19 protein-coding genes are annotated in these 21,825 nt (G+C 65.2%); 10 read left to right on the top strand and 9 right to left on the bottom strand.

Going from position 1 to position 21,825, the window contains the following annotated elements:
- The 6 genes from MTX35_RS00245 to MTX35_RS00220 all read right to left on the bottom strand — a co-directional run bounded on the left by MTX35_RS00245 (position 1) and on the right by MTX35_RS00220 (position 7,109).
- The gene (locus MTX35_RS00245; RefSeq protein WP_243593054.1) at positions 1 to 1,416 is read right to left on the bottom strand and encodes a DUF2398 family protein; all 1,416 of its coding nucleotides are present in this window, start codon (positions 1,414 to 1,416) and stop codon (positions 1 to 3) included.
- Entirely contained in the window at positions 1,413 to 2,888 is a 1,476-nt protein-coding gene (locus MTX35_RS00240) for a TIGR02677 family protein (protein ID WP_374230223.1), read from the bottom strand. Before MTX35_RS00240 ends, MTX35_RS00245 begins: the two co-directional genes overlap by 4 nt.
- A gap of 94 nt (positions 2,889 to 2,982) precedes the next feature.
- Entirely contained in the window at positions 2,983 to 3,282 is a 300-nt protein-coding gene (locus MTX35_RS00235; protein WP_243593052.1) for a Rieske 2Fe-2S domain-containing protein, read from the bottom strand.
- Positions 3,279 to 5,768 carry a nitrite reductase large subunit NirB gene (nirB, locus tag MTX35_RS00230; protein WP_243593051.1) on the bottom strand — a complete coding sequence of 830 codons (2,490 nt, stop codon included), beginning with the start codon at positions 5,766 to 5,768 and terminating at the stop codon, positions 3,279 to 3,281. Before nirB ends, MTX35_RS00235 begins: the two co-directional genes overlap by 4 nt.
- Positions 5,768 to 6,115, bottom strand: a complete 348-nt coding sequence (locus tag MTX35_RS00225) for a molybdopterin oxidoreductase (protein ID WP_094629987.1) — start codon at positions 6,113 to 6,115, stop codon at positions 5,768 to 5,770. Before MTX35_RS00225 ends, nirB begins: the two co-directional genes overlap by 1 nt.
- A gap of 100 nt (positions 6,116 to 6,215) precedes the next feature.
- On the bottom strand, positions 6,216 to 7,109 hold the full coding sequence (locus MTX35_RS00220; RefSeq protein WP_243593583.1) for a PAC2 family protein: 894 nt from the start codon (positions 7,107 to 7,109) through the stop codon (positions 6,216 to 6,218).
- A gap of 173 nt (positions 7,110 to 7,282) precedes the next feature.
- On the opposite strand from MTX35_RS00220, the gene metH reads away from it, so the two are divergent.
- Genes metH through hisG form a run of 4 tightly spaced genes read left to right on the top strand, consistent with a single transcriptional unit; the run spans position 7,283 to position 12,737 of the window.
- A complete protein-coding gene (metH, locus tag MTX35_RS00215) occupies positions 7,283 to 10,852 on the top strand; it encodes a methionine synthase (protein ID WP_243593050.1) in 3,570 nt (1,189 codons plus the stop codon).
- Positions 10,845 to 11,513: an HAD family phosphatase gene (locus MTX35_RS00210; RefSeq protein ID WP_243593049.1), complete on the top strand. Its 669-nt coding sequence runs from the start codon at positions 10,845 to 10,847 to the stop codon at positions 11,511 to 11,513. The genes metH and MTX35_RS00210 overlap by 8 nt, the downstream gene beginning before the upstream one ends.
- 60 nt (positions 11,514 to 11,573) lie before the next feature.
- The gene (locus tag MTX35_RS00205) at positions 11,574 to 11,837 is read left to right on the top strand and encodes a phosphoribosyl-ATP diphosphatase (RefSeq protein WP_243593048.1); all 264 of its coding nucleotides are present in this window, start codon (positions 11,574 to 11,576) and stop codon (positions 11,835 to 11,837) included.
- Between the two features lie 48 nt (positions 11,838 to 11,885).
- Positions 11,886 to 12,737, top strand: a complete 852-nt coding sequence (gene hisG, locus MTX35_RS00200) for an ATP phosphoribosyltransferase (RefSeq protein WP_243593582.1) — start codon at positions 11,886 to 11,888, stop codon at positions 12,735 to 12,737.
- Positions 12,738 to 12,797: 60 nt separating this feature from the next.
- Here the strand turns inward: hisG and MTX35_RS00195 are convergent, their stop codons facing one another.
- Together MTX35_RS00195 and MTX35_RS00190 are read right to left on the bottom strand one after the other, a co-directional pair.
- Positions 12,798 to 13,607, bottom strand: coding sequence for a thioesterase family protein (locus MTX35_RS00195; protein WP_243593047.1), 810 nt, complete (start codon positions 13,605 to 13,607; stop codon positions 12,798 to 12,800).
- Complete coding sequence (locus MTX35_RS00190) at positions 13,604 to 14,437, bottom strand: RecB family exonuclease (RefSeq protein WP_243593581.1); 834 nt, start codon at positions 14,435 to 14,437, stop codon at positions 13,604 to 13,606. The genes MTX35_RS00195 and MTX35_RS00190 overlap by 4 nt, the downstream gene beginning before the upstream one ends.
- Positions 14,438 to 14,806: 369 nt before the next feature.
- On the opposite strand from MTX35_RS00190, the gene MTX35_RS00185 reads away from it, so the two are divergent.
- A complete protein-coding gene (locus MTX35_RS00185; RefSeq protein WP_243593580.1) occupies positions 14,807 to 15,667 on the top strand; it encodes a tRNA (adenine-N1)-methyltransferase in 861 nt (286 codons plus the stop codon).
- A gap of 38 nt (positions 15,668 to 15,705) precedes the next feature.
- Here the strand turns inward: MTX35_RS00185 and MTX35_RS00180 are convergent, their stop codons facing one another.
- A complete protein-coding gene (locus MTX35_RS00180) occupies positions 15,706 to 16,182 on the bottom strand; it encodes a hypothetical protein (protein WP_243593579.1) in 477 nt (158 codons plus the stop codon).
- A 183-nt stretch (positions 16,183 to 16,365) separates the two neighbouring features.
- On the opposite strand from MTX35_RS00180, the gene arc reads away from it, so the two are divergent.
- The 5 genes from arc to prcA all read left to right on the top strand — a co-directional run bounded on the left by arc (position 16,366) and on the right by prcA (position 21,806).
- Positions 16,366 to 18,129: a proteasome ATPase gene (gene arc / locus MTX35_RS00175; RefSeq protein ID WP_243593046.1), complete on the top strand. Its 1,764-nt coding sequence runs from the start codon at positions 16,366 to 16,368 to the stop codon at positions 18,127 to 18,129.
- Between the two features lie 80 nt (positions 18,130 to 18,209).
- Positions 18,210 to 19,709 (top strand): depupylase/deamidase Dop, encoded by a 1,500-nt coding sequence (gene dop / locus MTX35_RS00170; RefSeq protein WP_032398070.1) that lies wholly within the window; start codon positions 18,210 to 18,212, stop codon positions 19,707 to 19,709.
- A gap of 194 nt (positions 19,710 to 19,903) precedes the next feature.
- Complete coding sequence (locus MTX35_RS00165; protein ID WP_008716348.1) at positions 19,904 to 20,098, top strand: ubiquitin-like protein Pup; 195 nt, start codon at positions 19,904 to 19,906, stop codon at positions 20,096 to 20,098.
- Positions 20,095 to 21,036: a proteasome subunit beta gene (gene prcB, locus MTX35_RS00160; protein ID WP_374230204.1), complete on the top strand. Its 942-nt coding sequence runs from the start codon at positions 20,095 to 20,097 to the stop codon at positions 21,034 to 21,036. Before MTX35_RS00165 ends, prcB begins: the two co-directional genes overlap by 4 nt.
- On the top strand, positions 21,033 to 21,806 hold the full coding sequence (gene prcA / locus MTX35_RS00155) for a proteasome subunit alpha (RefSeq protein ID WP_243593044.1): 774 nt from the start codon (positions 21,033 to 21,035) through the stop codon (positions 21,804 to 21,806). Before prcB ends, prcA begins: the two co-directional genes overlap by 4 nt.
- Positions 21,807 to 21,825 lie beyond the last annotated feature (19 nt).

Raw genomic sequence — 21,825 nt, 5'->3', positions numbered from 1 at the left:
TCAGGCCTCTACTTCGGATGGATCGGTGCTGGGGGTCTGTTCGCTGCCGAACAACGAATCTTGCGGTGTTCGATCACGCACGCTGACCATCACGTCGCGGTAGCGTGCGATCACCGGCAGCACCAACACGCCGCCGGACACGCTGTGGATCAGTCGAAGTCGATGCAGCAGCGCAATCGCTCGCGTACGTAGACCGTCTCGGTCGGTCTGCCACTGCGCGGCGAACGTACGACCGAATCGTTCGATGAGATCGTCGACGACCGTTGTCAGCCAACTGTCCTCGATCAACGGATACAGCTTCTTCTCTTCCGTATCCACGAATGCCGTTGCATCGGAACCGAACCCGAATTCGGCGAGATCGCCGAAGATCCCGCCGTCGGGAATGGCGCTGTCCAACTGCTCGATCAGGGCGTCACCGGCCGGGAGGGGGTAGGTCGCCAGCGCGGGTGCGTCGGGATCGATCACCCGGTCCGAGATCTCACCCGCAATGAGCAATGCGACCTGGGCAATGGTTCCGGTGCTGGGGAATCGAAAGTCCGAGAGCCGTCCCGAGGTGTCGATGAGGGCCACCCCCTCGGAGCGACGCTCGGCAACGAGGCCGGTCAGCAGCTCGACGTCGGCAACGGTGCGCGACGCCGCCAGGGCGGTGCGGCCGTCCAGGTCGAGATCGTCCAGATAGACGACCGGTTGTTCGACCAACGCTCGGCGTACCGCACGCAGTGTTTCCTTCGGATCTGCCTCACGCCCGGACTCGGTGTGTCCGAGATCGGAATCCTCGGGATCGATCGGGGCGTCCGAGCCGGCCAGCAGACCACGAATCGACCGCAGGTGCTGCACGGCGCGGGGCGGCCGGAACATGGCGACGACGACGGGACGGTCGATGTCGTAGAGCGCTTCGCCTGCGGACGGGTTGTTCGCCCAGCCGGTCGCGTCACCGTCGGCCAACGCGATGGCGCCGCGGATCGCGAGCCAGCCGATCGCGTCGACGAACGCGTCTCGGTCGCTTGCTCGGTCGGTCTTCAGTTCGACCCCGTCCACCTGACTCGCCTCGGCCGCAACGTGATCGGCGAGTTCGGACAGCGTGATCTGATTGCCGGCCCGGCCGAGTGCCGCAAGCGCCAACGCCAGGTACGCGTATCTGCGGCGATCGAAGATTCGGTCGGTCGACGTTCGGGCGGGTTGGCTGTCGTCGAGTCCGTCGAGCACCGGGAACAGTCGTGCGGTCGTCTCGGTGACCTCGAGGCGATACCCGAAGAGTTCGAGCAGGTCCTCGCGTAACTCGGTGGCCCACCTGCGCAGTAGTGGCAGCGCGATCCGATCCGGGTACGTCGCGGTGACCAGGTGATTCGACAACGCCACTCGGGCGGCCCGTTGGTAGGAATCGAGTGCGAGAGAGGATATTTCGCGGGCCCTCATCGGCGTGCGACCTCACTGACGTCGAGCGCGAGGCGGTCCAGATGCAGTCGGCCTCGGGTGGTCCGCACGATCGTCGAACGGTCGCTGTCGCTCAATGTCAGGCGCACGCCACTGTCGGAGCCGGACGAGTCCGAGGTGCGCCCGCTCACGCGCACTCGTGCGGTCAATGCGGCATTCAACAAGCTCAAGAGCACCTCGGTTTCCTGCTCGTTCAGAATGCGATCGTGGATCCCCGCCGAGGCAAGGGACTGCGCGGCGGCACTGCGTGATCGCTGCGACTCGAGTTGCTGCTCGCGCAGCCGTCGGATTCCCCCGTCGTTGCGTTGCACCCGCCCCGGAACGCCTGGGGTCGGGGTGCGTCCGGTCTCGGCCAGCGTGCGCGAGATCTCGACCGGCGGTGCCTCCCACCACGATCGAGACGTCGAGATGATATCGGCGTCGGGATGGACCATCGACAGGTGTCGAGGTCTGCCGAGGCCGAACACGGCGTGGAACAGCGCGTGTGCGCTGTCCTCGGTGGGAGCGGCAGCGAACCATCCGGCCAGATGGCGCAATTGGCTCTCGCGGCTGACGCCGCCCTTGCGGGTTTCGGTGACGCGGCGGAGCAGAGCCAACACGGCGGCGATCGCGCTCATCGTGCCCTCGCGGAGTCGCTCGGACTCGCTCAGTTCGGACTCGGCCGAGACGAACCAGTGCGAGAGACCGGCCCAGCGATCGGTCCAGTCGGCGCGGCGTTCGTCCACGGTGAGGAAGACTCGCTCGTCGCTGATCGCGGCCCGGTCGACGAGTTCCTCGATGCCGGTGCTTTCGACGAGTGCTATCGCCTCGGCCAGCTTCGGGGCGTAGCGGGTCAGATCCGAGCTGAACTCGCGCATGTGCGTGAGCAGGGCGTCCTTGTGTACCAGGAACGACTCCGGCGTGATCTCGGTGGTGCGCACCAGGTCACCCAGCACCAGGTAGAAGTGCGCGGCGCGGGTCGCCATCTCCGACAGCGTCGAATCGAGTCGGCTGAGCTTGCGGTAGATGCGATCGCCGTCTGCCTGACGGTTCGCCTCGGCCAGCTCGTGCATGTCGGCCAGCAGTTCGGGTAGCACCAGCCGTGACAGGGAAGCATCGTCCAGGCGGGCTCCGAGCACGTCCTCGACCGCGCGGTAGGCCTTGTAGCCGGCTTGGCCGAATTGGTAGACGAAGTGGCGGTTGCGGTACTCGGCGAGCGTCGCGGCACGGGTGCCGTCGTAGCTGCGTTCGAGCAGGCCCCACGCGTGAAGCTGGTCGAGCAGGGGCGCGATGTCGAGGGTGGTCAGTGCGTCGTGCCGACCGGGGTTGCGTGCGATGAGGTCGGCCACGTCTCCCGAGTGCAGCAGGACGACGTAATTGGCTCGTGCGGTGTCGAACGCCCGGAGAACGGCCAGGTACTCGGATCTCTTCTCGGCAACGGCGAACGAGAACAGACCGAGACGATCTTCCTCCACGAACGCGTTCACGACCCCCTGTCGCGCGTCCTCGCCTGATTCGCTCACTGGAACAGGGTAGGGGGTAGGTGCCTCAGTCGTTCAACCGTGCCGGTTACAGGTCCACGGTCACTTTTCCGTCCACCACTGCGGCGGGGTAGGTGCGCACCGAGTCGATGCCGCTGGGGCAGGTGCCGTCGTCGAGCGAGAAGGTGTACTGGTGCAGCGGACACACGACGATGGATCCGTCGATCTGACCGTCGGCCAGGGGCCCGCCCTTGTGCGGGCACACGGCGTCCATCGCCCGCACCGAGCCGTCGCCGAGCAGGAACACCGCAACCTGCTTGCCGTCCACGACGTAGGCCCGTCCCTCGCCGGGTGTCAGGTCCTCCACGGCCCCCACCGGCACGCTCATCGGACCGGCACCTGCGGCAGCGGAAGCAGGGGCAGCGACGGGGTGAACTGGGCGGGCGACTTGGGCGCCGCGCGGTCCTGCCAGGGGTCGATGTACCCGTCCACCGATGCCTGCACTCGCTCGTCGAGTCCGGCGACGATGCCGTCGCGGTCATCGATCAGCACGCTCTGCAGTTCCTCCAGGCCGACACGCGGAACCCAGGCGTACGTTCGCTCGAGCCACTGAGCGTTCTCGCGGTAGTGCTGAATGAACCTGCCTGCCACGGTCAGAACCTCCTCGGCCCCGGTCACGGTGGCCAGTAGATCGCCCTTGCGGATGTGTGCGCCTGCCGCGCCGCCGACGTAGATCTCCCATTTGTTCTCGCCCACCGAGACGACGCCGAAGTCCTTGCACAGTGCCTCCGAACAGTTGCGCGGGCAACCCGCGACCGCGAGCTTCAACTTCGCCGGAGTCTCCAGGCCCTGGAACCGCTCTTCGAGGGCGATACCCAGAGCCGTCGAGTCGCCGAGGCCGAAGCGACAGAAGTCGCTGCCGACGCAGGTCTTCACCGTGCGCATGCTCTTGCCGTAGGCGAAGCCCGAGGGCATGTCCAGATCGCCCCACACCTTCGGCAGGTCCTCTTTCTTGATGCCGAGAAGGTCGATACGCTGCCCGCCGGTGACCTTGACCAGCGGAACGTGGTACTTGTCTGCGACGTCGGCAATCTTGCGCAATTGATCCGGGGTGGTGACGCCACCCTTCATCTGCGGCACCACCGAGAACGTGCCGTCGCGCTGGATGTTGGCGTGGACCCGGTCGTTGATGAACAGCGCGCCGCGCTCGTCCACCCAGTCCGGGCCCCACACCGTGCGCAGCAACGACGCCAACGGCATCTTGGCGGCGGCATCCTCGGCTCCGGCGGTCGCCAGCGCCGCGAACACCGCAGACACGGCCCGAAGATCCTGCGCTCGAATGGCGTCGATCAATTCCGGCTTGGTCATGGGGATGCAGGGGACGTACCAGTCGGCGGTGGGGTCTGCTTCGACGGCACCGCCCGCTGCGCACGCGATGATGTCTTTCACCAACCCCTTGCACGAGCCGCACCCCTTGCCCGCGCGGGTCTTCGCGGTCACGTCGCCGAGGTTCTTCGCGCCCGCGTGCACGCAGGCCACGATGGCGCCCTTGGTGACGCCGTTGCAGTTGCACACCTGAACGTCGTCGGCCAGCTCGGCGGCTCCCGTTGCCGCAGAGGGAGTTCCCATGTCGAAGAGCATGCTGATGCGCTCCTCGGGCAACGGCACTTTCTCGTCGAATGCCTGAGTCAGGAAATTGGCCTTGGAGATGTCGCCCAACAGGGTGGCACCGACAAGCTTGTTGCCCCGCACGATCACCGACTTGTACGTGCCACTGCGTGGTTCGTAGAACTGGACGAACTCGTCGTCGTCGCGTTCGGGGGCGGTGATTCCCATCGAGGCGACGTCCACACCGGCCACCTTGAGCTTGGTGGTCAGGCGCGAACCGTGGTACGCCGCAGTGGGATCGGCTCCGGTGAGCACGTCGGCCAACACGACGGCCTGCTCCCACAGCGGCGCGACCAGGCCGTAGACCTCGCCGCGATGCTGGCAGCATTCACCGACGGCATAGATCGAACCCTCGTCCTCGCAACGCAATTGGTCGTCGACGACGATTCCGCGTTCGATCACCAGCCCGCCCGCGCGGGCGAAGTCCACACTGGGACGAATGCCCGCGGTCACCACGACCATGTCTGCGGCGAGCGAGGTGCCGTCGTTGAACCCCACGCCCGTGACGACGCCGTCCTCGGAGCGCAACACCGAGGTGGTCCGCTTGGAGGTGTGCACGCCGACGCCGAGTGACTCGATCTTCTTGCGCAGCACGCGTCCGCCGCGCTCGTCGAGCTGCTGATTCATCAGATGACCGGGGGAGTGCACCACATTCACCTCCAGGCCCTGCGTGCGCAAGCCGTACGCGGCTTCGAGTCCGAGGAGACCGCCACCGATGACGACGGCCGAGACGTCGTCACGCGATTGCGCCATCTGCAGCATCCCATTGGTGTCGGCGATGGTGCGGAAGCCGAACACACCGCGTGCCAGCCTGCCGTCGGACTCGCGCAGACCGTCCATGTTCGGGAAGAACGTGTTGCTGCCGGTGGCGATGATCAGTACGTCGTAGTCGACGGACCGACCGCTCTCGCAGACGACGGTCTTGGAGAACCGGTCGAGTGAGATCGCGCGGTCCCCGGCGTGCAGCGTGACTGCGTTCTCGCTGTACCAGCTCATCGGATTGAGGATCAGATCCTCGTCGTCGACGGTGGCCTCGCCGGACAACACGTGCGAGAGCATGATTCGGTTGTAGTTGCCGTACGGCTCGTCGCCGATCATGGTGATCTCGAACAGCGAACTGCCGTCGCGCTCGAGGATCTGCTCGACTGCCCTGGCACCGGCCATCCCGTTGCCGACCACCAGCAGTCGCTGCTTGCTCGGGGTCATCAGATCAGCACCAGACCGAAATCGACGACGACCTCTCCGCTGGTACCGGCAGGGGCGGCGATCACCAGTTCGAGCACCGTGTCCGGATCCACGTCCTCGACCACCCGCAGCGGGATGTTCACTCCGCTCTTGGCACCCATCGGGAACATGCGCATCGGGCTGCCGTCGCGCAGCAGGGTCACGACCACCAGCTCGTCGCTCGAGTTTCCGCCGCGAAAGTACAGGGGTTGAGCCGTCGCACCCTCGGGGACGACGAAGCTCAGGCTGGGATCGATCAGCTCGGGCTTGTCCAGACCGTTACCGGTGAAGGAGAAGATGCCGTGCAGGAATCGCGGTGTGCTGGCCATACCCACGAGGTTGCGGGGTCGGGGTGACGCCACCGCTGCGGTGACGTTACGTCGGGATCAGAAAGACCTCACCGGCTGCCGGTCCCTCGTGTGCGGTCGGTCAGAGCCCGAAGTTGCCCGGACCGCGGCGCCTCAGGTACTTCTCGAACTCGGCCGCGATGGCGTCGCCGTCGATCTTGGCGATCGCATCGGACATGTCCACCTCGGCGTCGCCGCGCTCCTCGAGGCTGCGGACGTACTCACTGATCTCCTCGTCTTCCTTCGTCATCTCGGTCACCGCCTCTTCCCATTCCTCGGCCTGGGCGGGCAGTTCGCCGAGCGGTACCTCGATGTCGAGCACGTCCTCGACCCGCTGCAGCAGAGCCACGGTGGCCTTGGGGTTGGGCGGCTGCGAGACGTAGTGGGGGACAGCAGCCCAGAAGGAGACCGCGGGCACCCCGGCCTTGACACACTCGTCCTGCAGCACTCCGGTGATTCCGGTCGGCCCCTCGTAGCGGGTCTGTTCGAGATTGAACTGTTCGGCCGACTCGGTGCTGTAGGCGGTGCCGGTCACCGGAACGGGCCTGGTGTGCGGAGTGTCGGCCAACAGTGCTCCCAGGATCACCACGGTCTCGACGCCGAGCTGTTCGACGAATTCGAGCAGATCGTCACAGAAACTGCGCCAGCGCATGTTCGGTTCGATGCCGCGCAGCAGCACAACGTCGCGCGAGCTGCCGGGAGGTGAACACACCGACAGTCGAGTCGACGGCCACTCGATCTCGCGAGTGACACCGTCCACCTGACGGACAGTAGGACGGTTGACCTGGTAGTCGTAGTAGTCCTCGGAGTCCAATTCGGCCAGTGGGCTGGCGTCCCAGATCAGCTCGAGATGTTCGACCGCGCCGCTGGCCGCATCGCCTGCGTCGTTCCAGCCTTCGAAGGCCGCGACCAGAATGGGGGACCGCAACTCGGGAATGTCGTCGTCGAGATCGTCGAGGTCTGTGGCGTTGGCCACAGCGTCGTGGACTGCCTCGATCAATGCAGCATCGAGAGGCACATCCGATCCAGAACCTGAAATGTCCGTATTTTCGGTACCGTCGTCGATCGGGGACTGGCCATCGAGGTTTCGGGGACTCACCACGACAGCCTACGACCCGACGTAACTTCGGTGCCCACTACTCTGTAGTGATGCCCGCTGAACACAAGCCCAGTCTGCTCGATGCGATTTCACGTCGCGTTGTCATCGGCGACGGCGCGATGGGCACGATGCTCCAGGACGCAGAGCTGACACTCGACGACTTCATCGGTCTCGAAGGTTGCAACGAAATCCTCAACGACACCAGGCCGGATGTCCTGCGGGAGATCCACCGCGAGTACTTCGCGGCCGGTGCCGACGCCGTCGAGACCAACACCTTCGGTTGCAATCTGCCCAACCTCGCCGATTACGACATCGAGGACCGCATCCGTGAACTTGCGGAGAAGGGCACCCGGCTCGCGCGTGAGACCGCCGACGAGATGGGCCCCGGCCGCGATGGAATGGGCCGCTACGTGCTGGGCTCGATGGGCCCGGGCACCAAGCTCCCCACTCTCGGACACGCCCCGTTCGCCCGGCTGCGCGACGCATACACCGAGGCCGCCCTCGGCATGATCGACGGCGGTGCCGACGCCATCCTGGTCGAGACCTGCCAGGATCTGCTCCAGGTCAAGGCAGCCATCATCGGTAGCCAGCACGCGATGGACAAGCTCGGTGTCCGCATCCCGATCATCACCCACGTCACCGTCGAGACGACGGGCGCGATGCTTGTCGGCAGCGAGATCGGTGCCGCGCTGACGGCCCTCGAACCCCTCGGTATCGACATGATCGGGCTCAACTGCGCGACCGGCCCGGCCGAGATGAGCGAGCACCTGCGCCATCTGTCGAAGCATTCGCGTCTCCCGGTCTCGGTGATGCCGAATGCCGGACTGCCCACCCTCGGTGCCAAGGGTGCCGAGTACCCCCTGACCGCCCCCGAACTTGCCGAGGCCCTGAGCGGCTTCGTCAACGAGTACGGTTTGGCGCTCGTCGGCGGCTGCTGCGGCACCACACCCGACCACATCCGCCAGGTTGCCGACATGGTCCACGGGGCCACGAAACTCGAACGTCGGCCTGCCCCCGAGCCGGGTGTCTCCTCGCTCTACACCGCCGTTCCGTTCGAGCAGGATGCCAGCATCCTGATGATCGGCGAGCGAACCAACTCCAACGGATCCAAGGCATTCCGCGACGCGATGCTCGCCGAGGACTACGAGAAGTGCCTCGACATCGCCAAGGATCAGACGCGCGACGGTGCCCACATGCTCGACCTCAACGTCGATTACGTAGGCCGCGACGGTGCCGCCGACATGGCCGCGTTGGCCAGCCGCCTGGCGACGGCGTCGACCCTGCCGATCATGCTCGACTCCACCGAACCTGCTGTTCTCGAAGCCGGTTTGGAGCACCTCGGTGGGCGCAGCGCGGTGAACTCGGTCAACTACGAGGACGGCGACGGGCCCGATTCTCGGTTCCAGAAGATCATGCGACTGGTCAAGGAGCACGGCGCCGCTGTCGTCGCTCTGACCATCGACGAAGAGGGACAGGCACGTACGGCCGAGTGGAAGGTACGAGTCGCCGATCGGTTGATCACCGACATCACCGAGAACTGGGGCCTGCGCCACGAAGACATCATCGTCGACACCCTCACGTTCCCGATCTCGACGGGCCAGGAAGAGGTGCGCCGCGACGGTATCGAGACCATCGAGGCGATCCGTCAGCTCAAGGAGAAGTACCCGAAGGTGCACACCACCCTCGGACTGTCGAACATCTCGTTCGGCCTCAATCCCGCCGCACGCCAAGTACTGAACTCGGTGTTCCTGCACGAGTGCACACAGGCCGGTCTCGACACCGCCATCGTGCATGCGTCGAAGATCCTGCCGATGAACAAGATTCCGGACGAGCAGCGCGAGACTGCCCTCGATCTGGTGTACGACCGCCGCAGCGAGGGCTACGACCCGCTGCAGAAGCTCATGCAGCTCTTCGAGGGAGTCTCCGCGGCGTCGGCGCGCGAATCCCGCGCCGAGGAACTCGGCCGCCTGCCACTGTTCGAGCGACTCGAACGCCGCATCGTCGACGGTGAACGCAACGGACTCGACGCCGATCTCGACACTGCGATGACCGAGAAGCCACCGCTGGAGATCATCAACGAAACTCTGCTCTCGGGGATGAAGACCGTGGGCGAGCTGTTCGGCTCCGGTCAGATGCAGCTGCCGTTCGTGCTCGCCTCCGCCGAGGTGATGAAAGCGGCTGTGGCGTACCTCGAGCCGCACATGGAAGCGACCGACGACGACGGCAAGGGCCGCATCGTGCTCGGCACCGTGAAGGGCGACGTCCACGACATCGGCAAGAACCTCGTCGACATCATCCTGAGCAACAACGGCTACGAGGTCGTCAATCTCGGTATCAAGCAACCGATTTCGACGATTCTGGAAGCGGCGATCGACAAGCGCGCCGATGTGATCGGCATGTCGGGACTGCTGGTGAAGTCCACCGTGGTCATGAAGGACAATCTGATCGAGCTCAACTCCAAGGGCGTCGCCGAGCAATTCCCGGTGCTGCTGGGCGGAGCGGCGCTGACGCGGTCGTATGTCGAGAACGATCTGCAGGACGTCTACGAGGGTGACGTGCACTATGCGCGTGACGCTTTCGAGGGCCTTCGGTTGATGGACACCATCATGACCACCAAACGCGGCGGCGGTCCGGCTCCGGACAGCCCCGAGGCGCTCGCCGCGAAGGCGAAGACGGCCGAGCGCAAGGAACGGCACGAGCGGTCCAAGCGCATCGCCGAGAAGCGCAAGGCGGCCGAGGCTCCGGTGGTCGTGCCCGAGCGATCCGATGTCGCTGCCGACATCGACATCCCGGTGCCACCGTTCTGGGGCACGCGCATCGTCAAGGGCGTGTCACTGTCGGAGTACTCGGAGCTGCTCGACGAGCGGGCTCTGTTCCTGGGTCAGTGGGGTCTGCGCGGTGCACGCAAGGGCGAGGGTGCCACGTACGAGGATCTGGTGGAGTCGGAAGGCAAACCGCGCCTGCGTTATTGGCTGGATCGGCTGAGCACCGACGGCATTCTGGCGCACGCGGCACTGGTGTACGGGTACTTCCCGGCAGTGTCCGAGGGCGACGACGTCGTGGTGCTCACCGAACCGGAACCCGATGCGCCCGAACGGTTCCGATTCACGTTCCCGCGGCAGCACCGTGATCGATTCCTCTGTGTTGCGGACTTCGTGCGCTCGCGCACCGCCGCACGGGAATCCGGTCAGGTCGACGTACTGCCGATGAACCTGGTCACGATGGGCCAGCCCATCGCAGACTTCGCCAACGAACTGTTCGCGGCCGACGCGTACCGCGACTACCTCGAGGTCCATGGCATCGGCGTTCAGCTCACCGAGGCCTTGGCCGAGTACTGGCATCGCCGGGTGCGCGAGGAGCTGAAGCTGTCCGACGGCAATTCCGTTGCTTCGGAGGACCCCACCGAGGCCGAGGGCTTCTTCAAGCTCGAATACCGCGGCGCGCGTTACTCGTTCGGCTACGGTGCCTGCCCCGATCTCGAGGATCGCATCAAGCTCGCCGCGCTTCTCGAACCCGAGCGAATCGGCGTCAAGCTCTCCGAGGAACTGCAGCTACACCCCGAACAGTCGACCGATGCGTTCGTCCTTCATCACCCGGAGGCCAAGTACTTCAATGTCTAGAACCCACCTGCACGGCGTCCTGTGGGACATGGACGGCACCCTGCTCGACTCGGAGAAGATCTGGGACGTGGCCATCGGTGAGTACTCCCGAGATCTGGGTACCGAGTTGAGTACGGAGGTCCGCGAGACCACTCTCGGCAACTCGATGCGCGACGCGTTGCGCAAGGTGCTGGCCAATGCCTCGATCGAGGCCACCGACGAGAACCTGGCTCGGGGTCGCGAATGGCTGACCGCCCGCGTCGGAGATCTGTTCGCGGAGGGGATTCCGTGGCGACCCGGCGCCAAGGATGCCCTTGCGCTCGTGCGCGAGATGGGTCTGTCCACGGGGCTGGTCACCAACACCGAGCGGGGCCTGGTCGAGCGAGCGCTCGACACCCTGGGGCGCGAGTACTTCGACGTCACGGTCACCGGCGACGAGGTCGAGGCAGGCAAACCGCACCCGGCACCGTACCTGCGCGGTGCTGCTCTGCTCGGTCTGGGTGCTGCGTCCTGCCTTGCCGTCGAGGATTCGCCCACCGGCTCGTTGTCTGCCCACACCGCGGGGTGTCCTGTGCTGGTGGTTCCGTCCGAGATCGCGGTGGCCGACGCTCCCGGATACACCATTCGCGACGGTCTGCTCGGCCTGACCGCCGACGACGTTCGGCGAGCCTGGGCGGGCTGATCCATCCCGACTTCGACCGAATTGGTACCCCTGAGCGACGACGTGAAAGAATAATCAGCCGTGAAGACTTTCGATTCGCTGTTCGCCGAGCTCACCGACCGCTCGAAGACCCGACCAGAGGGTTCGGGCACCGTCGCAGCGTTGGACGCGGGAGTTCATTTCCAGGGCAAGAAGGTCCTCGAAGAAGCCGGTGAAGTGTGGATCGCCGCCGAGCACGAAAGCGACGAGGCTCTCGCCGAAGAGATCTCGCAGCTGCTGTACTGGGTCCAGGTGATGATGGTGGGCAGAGGCATCGAGCTCGAGGACGTCTACAAACATCTGTGAGGCAAGGCCTGCACCCGTCCTACGAACTCACCGATGAAGGAAAACTCCATGCTGCGCGTAGCCGTACCCAACAAGGGCGCTCTGTCCGAGTCCGCCGCCGAGATTCTCAGCGAAGCCGGCTATCGACGCCGAAGCGACTCGAAGGACCTGACGGTCCTCGATCCGGCCAACGGCGTCGAGTTCTTCTTCCTGCGCCCCAAGGACATCGCGATCTACGTCGGATCCGGCCAGTTGGATCTGGGCATCACCGGACGCGACCTGGCTCTCGATTCGGGTGCCGCGGTCGAGGAACGGCTGGCCCTCGGATTCGGCCGGTCCACCTTCCGCTACGCCGCACCAGCGGGCAAGGAATGGGCACCCGAGGACCTGGACGGACTCCGCATCGCGACGTCCTACCCCAACCTGGTGCGTAAGGATCTGGCCGCCAGAGGGCTGGAGGCAACAGTCATTCGCCTCGACGGTGCGGTCGAGATTTCCATCCAGCTCGGGGTCGCCGACGCGATCGCGGACGTCGTCGAGTCGGGACGCTCGCTGCGTCAGAACAACCTGGTGGCCTTCGGCGAATCGCTCTGCGATTCGGAGGGTGTGTTGATCGAGCGAGCAGGAACTCCCGGCACCGACTCGGCACGCAAGCAACTCATCGCCCGCGTGCAGGGCGTGGTTTTCGCGCAGCAGTACCTGATGCTCGACTACGACTGCCCCAAATCGATCCTCGACGATGCCGTGAAGATCACCCCCGGAATCGAATCGCCGACCCTCGCCCCGATGGTCGACGACAATTGGGTTGCCGTGCGCGCCATGGTTTCTCGTAAGGTGCACAACAACGTCATGGATCAGCTCGCCGAGCTGGGTGCCAAGGCGATCCTCGCCTCCGACATCAGGTCCTGCCGGGCGTTCTAGATCCGAGACGGCTACTGGGCGACGTAGGACATTCGACACCTCCGACGACACCCTGGCTCGTCAGCGACGGCGAACCAACACCGTCTGAGCGATCCGCCCGACCGGTCCCAGTTCGTCGCTGAGTGTGCCCGCACACATGGCGATACCGTCCGGCCCGGTGGAGGTCTCGGCGGAGACCCCGATCCAGTCGCCCTGCGGCACGCGGAACACGTGCACCGTCAGGTCGGTGTTCAGGAACGTCCATTCGTCGATCGGAAGCTTGGCACCGACTCCGTTCGCGATATCGGCAACCGAGAACAGTCGCTCCAGCGGAGTCATCGATTCCCCCTGCACCAGAACGGGTGTGGGCCTGGCCCATACCTGGCCGGGCCCCGGCACGCCCAACTCCGTGAGAAACTTGAAGGCGACCGCATCGAGATAGCCGGATGCCCAGAGTTCGCCGAACGTGTTGTCGATACCCTCGCTCACCGGTCGCATCGTCTGTTCGCCGGTGTGTACGACGTCGTCGGTCGGCGTGGTGCGCATACGCCATGCGCTGCCGCGGGCCACCGCCCTCGCCGTTCCCGACGTTCCTTCCGCCCAGAGCTCTGCGACGACCAGTTCGATGTTGGCACCGGGGCGCTCGGTCCAGGACCGAATCTCGATGTCTCCGACCGGAACCGGGCCGAGAATATCGACCGCCACGCGGCTGATGCGGGTGTCCTCCCTGGCGTCGACTCGCTCGAGAGCACGGACCAGCAGGGCCGACGGCGGAGCTCCGTGCTGCATCGTCGGTGCCCACAGGCTGACGGTGTGCTCGGTAGCGGTGACTCTTTCGTAGCCCTCGTTACCGACACCGGCCGGTACGAAGAAGGCGTTCGGAACGGTCACAGCTCGGCTCCCGTCTGTTCGGCAGCGGCCCGGGGCCAACCCGGATACGGCGGGGGAGTGCCGCCGAACTCCGGACACAGCGCCTGATGATCGCACCACTTGCACAGCGCACCCCGCTTGGCGCGGAAATCGCCGGTCTCGCCTGCAGCCAGAATCGCTTTCCAGATGGCCGAGAGCATGCGCTCGAACCTGCGCAACTCTCCTTCGTCGGGGGCGTAGGTCAGCTCCTGCTTGTCCGCCAGATACATCAACTTCAGTTGCGCAGGAACAACTCCGCGCATGCGCATGACCATCAGGGCATAGAACTTCATCTGGAACAGGGCCTTGGATTCGGTGAACTCACGTGGTGCCCGGCCGGTCTTGTAGTCGACGACGCGGATCATCCCATTGGGTGCGACGTCGATCCGGTCGATGAAGCCGCGCAGCGGTGTCCCGTCGTCCAGATCGATCTCCACCCGCTGCTCGCAGGACTCGGGGTCGAAATGAGTCGGGTCCTCGAGTTCGTAGTATCCGGCGACGAGCGCACGGGCCCGATCGAGAAACGCCGGTCGTTCGTCGACCGGAACCAACGATTCGATGTCGGGTGACTCTGCGACCACCCGCTCCCACGCAGGATCGACCAGGCCCCGCGCAGTTGCCGGCACTCGTTCCTGGGCAGGCAACGCGTACAGGGCCTCGAGTGCGGCGTGCACCACAGTTCCTTTCACCTGTGCCTCGGTGGAAACCTCGGGAATTCGGTCCACGGCACGAAAGCGGTAGAGCAGTGGGCACTGCTTGAAATCACCTGCGCGCGAGGGCGACAACGCCGGTGTACTACGGGAGCCGGACATCGACGGCGGCGTCTGCGAACTGTCGCCGAGATCGAGTAGCGGCAAGTCGATGGGCGTCGAGACGGAAGTACTCACGACTGCGAGACTATGCCGTTGGTCCGACATCGTCGGTCAAGGCCGTAGTCTGGCACGTCGAGTCGTACTGGGTGTCCGGACCGAGCAGGTCGGCTGCCCAGCAGAGCAACGAAAGCAGGTTCCGCTGTGTCTTCCGGTGATCCGTCCTCCGGTGATTCCGCGTCCGCGTCGACCGACGGGCCCGAGGTCGACGTGATCGTCGACGCCCCGGTTCCGAGCGCGGACGAAGTGGTCACCGCGTCCGTCGACGAGATCGAACTCGACGACGCTCTGACGACCGACGACGACGTACCGATCGAGCCGGTACCGACCGGCCCCGCCCGGAGCGGACCGTTCCGCGTGGGTGATCGAGTCCAGCTCACCGACGGGAAGGGCCGTCACTACACAGTGGTGCTCGAGGCGGGCAAGGAGTTCCACACACATCGGGGCGGAATCACCCACGACAAACTGCTCGGTGCCGACGAGGGCAGCGTCGTCACGTCCGTCAACGGGACCCCCTACCTCGCGCTTCGGCCGCTGCTGACCGACTACGTGCTGTCGATGCCGCGTGGCGCGCAGGTCATCTACCCCAAGGACGCAGCGCAGATCGTGCACGAGGGCGACATGTTCCCCGGAGCGCGCGTACTGGAGGCCGGTGCCGGATCGGGCGCTCTGACGTGTTCGCTGCTGCGTGCCGTCGGTACCGCAGGAACGGTCATCTCCTACGAGATCCGCCAGGACCATGCCGACTACGCGATCAAGAACGTCGAGACGTTCTTCGGAGAGCGGCCGTCCAACTGGCACCTGACGGTGGCCGACGTGGATCAGTTCGGTGTCGATCGTCCCGGTGAGCAGGTCGATCGGGTCGTACTCGACATGCTCGCGCCCTGGGATGCATTGCCCGCGGTATCGAAGGCTCTCGTTCCCGGCGGCGTTCTGCTGGTCTACGTCGCTACCGTGACGCAGCTGTCCAAGGTCGTCGAAGCCCTACGCGCACAGGAGTGCTGGACCGAACCCCGTTCGTGGGAGTCGATGGTCCGCGGGTGGCACGTCGTCGGACTGGCAGTTCGGCCCGAGCATCGCATGCAAGGACACACGGCGTTCCTCGTCAGTGTTCGACGCCTCGCCGAGGGCACCGTGACGCCCAAGCCGCAGCGTCGATCCGGCAAGGGCTGACGATCAGCGGCGTCGCCGGAAGTTCCTGACCTCTCGGCCTAGGCGCAGGGAGCCTGTCCCATGGCCAGAATCTGGCAGGTGCTCGCATCGGAGAGCTTCCAGTCGCCGTCCATCAGTACCCAGGTCTGCGGAGACGGAGCTGCCGTCCCCCGAGGAGTGGCGATCGCGACGTCCGCGGTGGACGTCTCGCCCTCGACAGTCGGTTCGCCGACCTCGAAGGTGATCGCGCCGTAGTTCGCCAGGGCCCCCGTCATCGTTTCGAGGTTCGTCAAGCGCGCCTGCCCGTTCTCCACGCTGCCGGCCTTCGTCGCCGCGTCGACGTCGGGGGCAACCAGTTGCAGCAGAGATGCTTCGAGTTCACCGGATGTCGGTACTGCGACGGCAGGCGCATCGGTTGCCGGGTCGCTGCTCTCGGCGGTCGACGTCGAATTGTGATCGGACTCGTTGCCCGAGCTGCACCCGCCTACCGACACCGCCGCTGCCGCGAGTGCGAGACCTACCGAAAAAATGCGCATCTTCACTGGTGCAGCCCCTGAATCCATCGTCCGTCGATCGCTTTGTCAGGTGAGGCTAACATGAACTGGAGGGGTCTTCGGGGCCATCGAATCGGGCGGTTGCGGACAGCGTTCGTGGTGTCGGTCCGCACTTTCGGGCCGGTGCCGGTAGCGTTGAAAGATCGTCACTGGGAGGAGTCGCTCATGAGCTCAACAGACAATCCGGATGTGGCCGCGGCCAGAGCCGAACTGGACGCCGTGCGAGCCGAAGCTGCTTCACTGCGTCGTCAACTGGGGGAGTCCCCCGAGCAGGTACGCGAACTCGAAGGTCGCGTGGACTCACTGTCGCTGCGCAATGCGAAGTTGATGGACACCCTCAAGGAGGCCAGGCAGCAGCTCATCGCACTCCGCGAGGAAGTCGACCGCCTCGGCCAGCCACCGAGCGGCTACGGCGTTCTGCTGAGCGTCTTCGACGACGGCACCGTCGATGTGTTCACCTCCGGCCGCAAGATGCGCCTGACGTGCTCGCCCAACATCGAGGCCGATTCGTTGGCACCGGGACAGACGGTGCGCCTGAACGAGGCGTTGACCATCGTCGAGGCCTGCACCTTCGACCAGGTCGGCGAGATCAGCACTCTGCGCGAGCTTCTGGGCGATGGATCGCGAGCACTCGTCGTCGGTCACGCCGACGAGGAGCGCGTCGTCTGGTTGGCCAAGCCGTTGATCGACATGGTCAACGACGAGGGCCCCATCGATCCGGACGAACCGTCGCGCAAACTGCGACCCGGTGACTCACTGCTCGTCGATACCAAGGCCGGCTACGCCTTCGAGCGAGTCCCCAAGGCCGAGGTGGAGGATCTCGTCCTCGAAGAGGTCCCGGACGTCGGATACGAGGACATCGGCGGTCTCGGTCGACAGATCGAGCAGATCCGTGACGCCGTCGAACTTCCGTTCCTGCACAAGGATCTGTTCCGCGAGTACTCCCTGCGGCCACCGAAGGGTGTTCTGCTCTACGGACCTCCCGGCTGCGGAAAGACGTTGATCGCCAAGGCGGTTGCCAATTCGTTGGCCAAGAAGATCGCCGAGGCCCGCGGACAGGACGCCAAGGAAGCCAAGTCGTTCTTCCTCAACATCAAGGGCCCCGAACTGCTCAACAAGTTCGTCGGTGAGACCGAGCGTCACATTCGTATGATCTTCCAGCGCGCACGGGAGAAGGCGTCCGAGGGCACCCCGGTCATCGTGTTCTTCGACGAGATGGACTCGATCTTCCGCACCCGTGGTTCGGGCGTCTCGTCCGACGTCGAGACGACGGTCGTGCCGCAGCTGCTCGCCGAGATCGACGGCGTGGAGGGCCTCGAGAACGTCATCGTGATCGGTGCCTCCAACCGTGAGGACATGATCGATCCCGCGATCCTGCGGCCCGGTCGCCTGGACGTGAAGATCAAGATCGAGCGACCCGACGCCGAATCGGCTCAGGACATCTTCTCCAAGTACCTGACCGACTCGCTTCCGGTCAATGCCGACGATGTGGCGGAGTTCGGCGGCGACCGTGCTGCCTGCATCCGAGGGATGATCGACCGCGTCGTCGAGCGCATGTACGCGGAGAGCGACGACAACCGCTTCCTCGAGGTGACATATGCCAACGGAGACAAGGAAGTTCTGTACTTCAAGGACTTCAACTCCGGTGCCATGATCCAGAACATCGTCGACCGCGCCAAGAAGTACGCCATCAAGTCGGTACTCGAAACCGGCAATGCCGGTCTGCGCATTCAACACCTGTTCGACTCCATCGTCGACGAGTTCGCGGAGAACGAGGATCTGCCGAACACCACGAACCCGGACGACTGGGCTCGAATCTCCGGCAAGAAGGGCGAGCGGATCGTCTACATCCGCACGCTGGTCACCGGCAAGAACGCCAGCGCAAGCCGGGCAATCGACACCGAGGCCAACACCGGCCAGTACCTGTAGATCCCGCACAGACCGGTTTCGGGGCGCGTCCGCACAGGGCGCGCCCCGATTCGTCTGTGCACTCCGTCTAGGCTCGACTGATGCAGCGCATCATCGGTATCGAGGTCGAGTACGGAATTTCGTCGCCTACCGAACCCACCGCAAACCCGATCCTGACGTCGACCCAGGCAGTGTTGGCCTACGCGGCAGCAGCAGGGGTGCCGCGGGCCAAGCGCACGCGCTGGGACTACGAGGTCGAATCTCCGCTACGCGACGCCCGCGGCTTCGACCTCGGGCGCTTCAGCGGCCCGGCTCCGGTCATCGACGCCGACGAAATCGGTGCGGCCAACATGATTCTCACCAACGGGGCCCGCCTCTACGTCGACCACGCTCACCCCGAGTACTCGGCTCCGGAGGTCCGTGATCCCCTGGACGCAGTCATCTGGGACAAAGCAGGCGAGCGCGTGATGGAAGCGGCTGCACGGCACGCGTCGAGCGTCCCGGGGGCGCCGCGCCTGCAGCTGTACAAGAACAACGTCGACGGCAAGGGTGCGTCGTACGGCACGCACGAGAACTACTTGATGTCGCGCGAGACGCCGTTCTCGGCGGTCATCGCCGGTCTGTCGCCGTTCTTCGCCTCCAGGCAGGTCATCACCGGTTCGGGACGCGTCGGAATCGGTCAGTCGGGCGACGAGGCCGGCTTCCAGCTCTCGCAGCGGGCGGATTACATCGAGGTGGAGGTGGGGCTCGAGACCACCCTCAAACGCGGCATCATCAACACGCGCGACGAACCGCACGCGGACGCCGACAAGTATCGCCGCCTGCATTGCATCATCGGCGACGCCAATCTCGCCGAGATGTCCACCTATCTGAAGGTGGGCACCACAGCGCTCGTACTCGACATCATCGAGGCCGGGGTCGACCTGTCGGATCTGCAGCTGGCCAGGCCGGTGACCGCTGTTCATCAGATCAGCCACGATCCGACGCTGCGCAAGGCCGTCGCTCTGGCGGACGGCCGCGAACTGACCGGGCTTGCGCTGCAGCGGATCTACCACCAGCGCGTTGCGAAGTTCGTCGCTGCCGAGGGCAGTGACGATGCGCGAGCACTGGACGTGCTCGACAAGTGGGCGATGGTCCTCGACCTCCTCGAACGCGACCCGATGGAATGCGCGCATCTGTTGGACTGGCCCGCGAAACTGCGGCTGCTCGAGGGTTTCCGCCAGCGGGAGGGGCTCGGCTGGTCGGCGCCGAGGCTGCATCTGGTGGACCTGCAGTACTCCGATGTTCGCCTGGACAAGGGCCTGTACAACCGGCTGGTTGCCCGAGGGTCGATGGATCGATTGGTCACCGAGCAGCAGGTACTCGATGCCGTCGGCACGCCGCCGGAGGATACGAGGGCCTACTTCCGTGGCGAGTGTCTACGCAAGTTCGGGGCCGACATCGCTGCTGCGAGCTGGGACTCGGTCATCTTCGATCTCGGCGGTGACTCCCTCGTTCGCATTCCGACCCTCGAGCCGCTCCGAGGTACCAAATCGCATGTCGGTGCACTGCTCGAGTCGGTCGACAGCGCCGCAGAACTCGTCGATCAGCTCACCAACTGACGCCCCAGGCGACAAGGGTCGACTATTCGCGGTGTCTTGCCAACCGGCGGAGTCGGTCTGTCGGTAGGGTAAAGGTCCGTGCACTTTCGGCGGAACGTTCGGTTGCACTTGCACATCCACGACGGTGCACCTCGAATCGATCGGTGAGAGTGCAGTAGATCTGTTTTCTCGATACACGGAGGAGGTCGGCGACTATGGCTCAGGAGCAGACACGGCGCTCTGGCGGCGGCGACGACGATGAGGTTCCAGGCGATACCGGAGCCGGTGGTCAGGAACGGCGCGAGAAGCTGGCCGAGGAGACCGACGACCTTCTCGACGAGATCGACGACGTGCTGGAGGAGAACGCCGAGGACTTCGTCCGCGCCTACGTTCAGAAGGGCGGCCAGTGACGGTGGATCGTTCGGACCCACGGTCGGCCGGCGACGGAATGACGATCCCACTCGGGTCGAGCAGCTCGTCGTTCTCCGACTACCTTCGTCGACACGCCCCCCATCTGTTGCCCGAGAGCGGGATCGCGGCGGATCTGGCGTCGCACACCGCCAACGGCACCACCGACAAGTCCGGCATCGCTCCGCACGGGACGACGATCGTCGCCCTGACCTACGCGGGCGGTGTTCTGATCGCGGGGGACCGCCGTGCCACCCAGGGCAATCTGATCGCCAACCGCGATATGCAGAAGGTCTACGTCACCGACGAGTACTCCGCCGCGGGCATCGCCGGGACTGCAGGCATCGCGATCGAACTCGTTCGGCTCTTCGCCGTCGAGCTCGAGCACTACGAGAAGATCGAAGGGGTTCCGCTCACCTTCAACGGTAAGTCCAACAAGCTCTCGTCGATGGTGCGGAGCAATCTCGGTGCCGCGATGCAAGGACTTGCCGCCGTCCCGTTGCTGGTCGGATTCGACATCGACATCTCGGACCCCGATCGTGCCGGACGCATCGTGTCCTACGACGTGGTCGGCGGACGCTACGAGGAGCGTTCGGGCTACCACGCGGTGGGGTCGGGATCTCTGTTCGCCAAATCCGCGCTCAAGAAGCTCTATCGCCCAGGGATGTCGGAGGACGAGGCGATTCGGGCGGCGGTGGAGTCGCTGTACGACGCAGCCGACGACGACTCGGCCACCGGCGGACCCGACGTCACCCGAGGGATCTACCCGACGGCCGTCGCGATCACCAGCATCGGCGCGGACGATGTTGCGCACGACCGGATTTCGGCAGCGGCGCGGTCCGTTCTCGCCGAACGAACCGAGAGTGCCGCGCACACCGGTGGTGCCGAGCACCACACCCGGGCCGGCCAGCAAGTGAGCGAAGGGGGTAGCGCACCATGACGATGCCGTACTACGCATCTGCCGAACAGATCATGCGTGATCGTTCGGAATTGGCGCGCAAGGGAATCGGGCGAGGCCGCAGCGTCATCGTGCTGACGTATGCGGACGGGGTCCTGTTCGTGGCCGAGAACCGCTCGACGGCGTTGCACAAGGTCAGCGAACTCTATGACCGGATCGGCTTCGCGGCCGTGGGCAAGTACAACGAGTTCGAGAACCTGCGCAAGGCCGGCATTCAGCACGCCGACATCAAAGGGTACACCTACGATCGGCGTGACGTGACCGGACGTTCGCTCGCCAAGACGTATGCCCAGGCACTCGGCACGATCTTCACCGAGCAGCTCAAGCCCTACGAGGTCGAGATCTGTGTCGCGGAGGTGTCGCATCAGGACGAGCCGATCTCGACGCAGCTGTACCGCATCACCTACGACGGATCCATCGTCGACGAGCAGGATTTCGTCGTCATGGGCGGGACTACCGAGCCGATCGTGGCTGCGCTGAAGGACACGTACCGTTCCGGCCTCGATCTGGCGGACGCGGTACGCGTTGCGGTCGACGCACTCACGGCAGGCCCGGTGACGCCGCCTCCTGCGGGCGGCGAGCCGGAGAAGAAGGTTCTCGAAGTATCGGCGCTCGAAGTCGCCGTACTCGACCAGGGGCGGCCGCGACGAGCGTTCCGGCGCATCGCCGGAGCCGCGCTGGAAGAAATGTTGCCGGCTCCGGAAGCGTCGGTGGAGGCAGCGACCGACACCGACGGGGAATCGTCCTCGTAACAGGACCCCGACGCTCGTG

It is taken from the genome of Rhodococcus sp. ARC_M12, from assembly GCF_022810385.1.
Lineage (GTDB): Bacteria > Actinomycetota > Actinomycetes > Mycobacteriales > Mycobacteriaceae > Rhodococcoides > Rhodococcoides navarretei.
The sequence above is the reverse complement of the archived record's forward strand: the minus strand, read 5'-3'. Positions and strand labels throughout refer to the sequence as shown.

Bases quoted from the DNA above. Each gene is read 5' to 3' on its own strand.
- MTX35_RS00245 (WP_243593054.1), bottom strand. From the start codon at position 1,416: ATGAGGGCCCGCGAAATATCCTCTCTCGCACTCGATTCCTACCAACGG.
- MTX35_RS00235 (WP_243593052.1), bottom strand. From the start codon at position 3,282: ATGAGCGTGCCGGTGGGGGCCGTGGAGGACCTGACACCCGGCGAGGGA.
- nirB (WP_243593051.1), bottom strand. From the start codon at position 5,768: ATGACCCCGAGCAAGCAGCGACTGCTGGTGGTCGGCAACGGGATGGCC.
- MTX35_RS00225 (WP_094629987.1), bottom strand. From the start codon at position 6,115: ATGGCCAGCACACCGCGATTCCTGCACGGCATCTTCTCCTTCACCGGT.
- metH (WP_243593050.1), top strand. From the start codon at position 7,283: ATGCCCGCTGAACACAAGCCCAGTCTGCTCGATGCGATTTCACGTCGC.
- MTX35_RS00210 (WP_243593049.1), top strand. From the start codon at position 10,845: ATGTCTAGAACCCACCTGCACGGCGTCCTGTGGGACATGGACGGCACC.
- hisG (WP_243593582.1), top strand. From the start codon at position 11,886: ATGCTGCGCGTAGCCGTACCCAACAAGGGCGCTCTGTCCGAGTCCGCC.
- MTX35_RS00190 (WP_243593581.1), bottom strand. From the start codon at position 14,437: ATGTCCGGCTCCCGTAGTACACCGGCGTTGTCGCCCTCGCGCGCAGGT.
- MTX35_RS00180 (WP_243593579.1), bottom strand. From the start codon at position 16,182: ATGCGCATTTTTTCGGTAGGTCTCGCACTCGCGGCAGCGGCGGTGTCG.
- arc (WP_243593046.1), top strand. From the start codon at position 16,366: ATGAGCTCAACAGACAATCCGGATGTGGCCGCGGCCAGAGCCGAACTG.
- dop (WP_032398070.1), top strand. From the start codon at position 18,210: ATGCAGCGCATCATCGGTATCGAGGTCGAGTACGGAATTTCGTCGCCT.
- MTX35_RS00165 (WP_008716348.1), top strand. From the start codon at position 19,904: ATGGCTCAGGAGCAGACACGGCGCTCTGGCGGCGGCGACGACGATGAG.
- prcA (WP_243593044.1), top strand. From the start codon at position 21,033: ATGACGATGCCGTACTACGCATCTGCCGAACAGATCATGCGTGATCGT.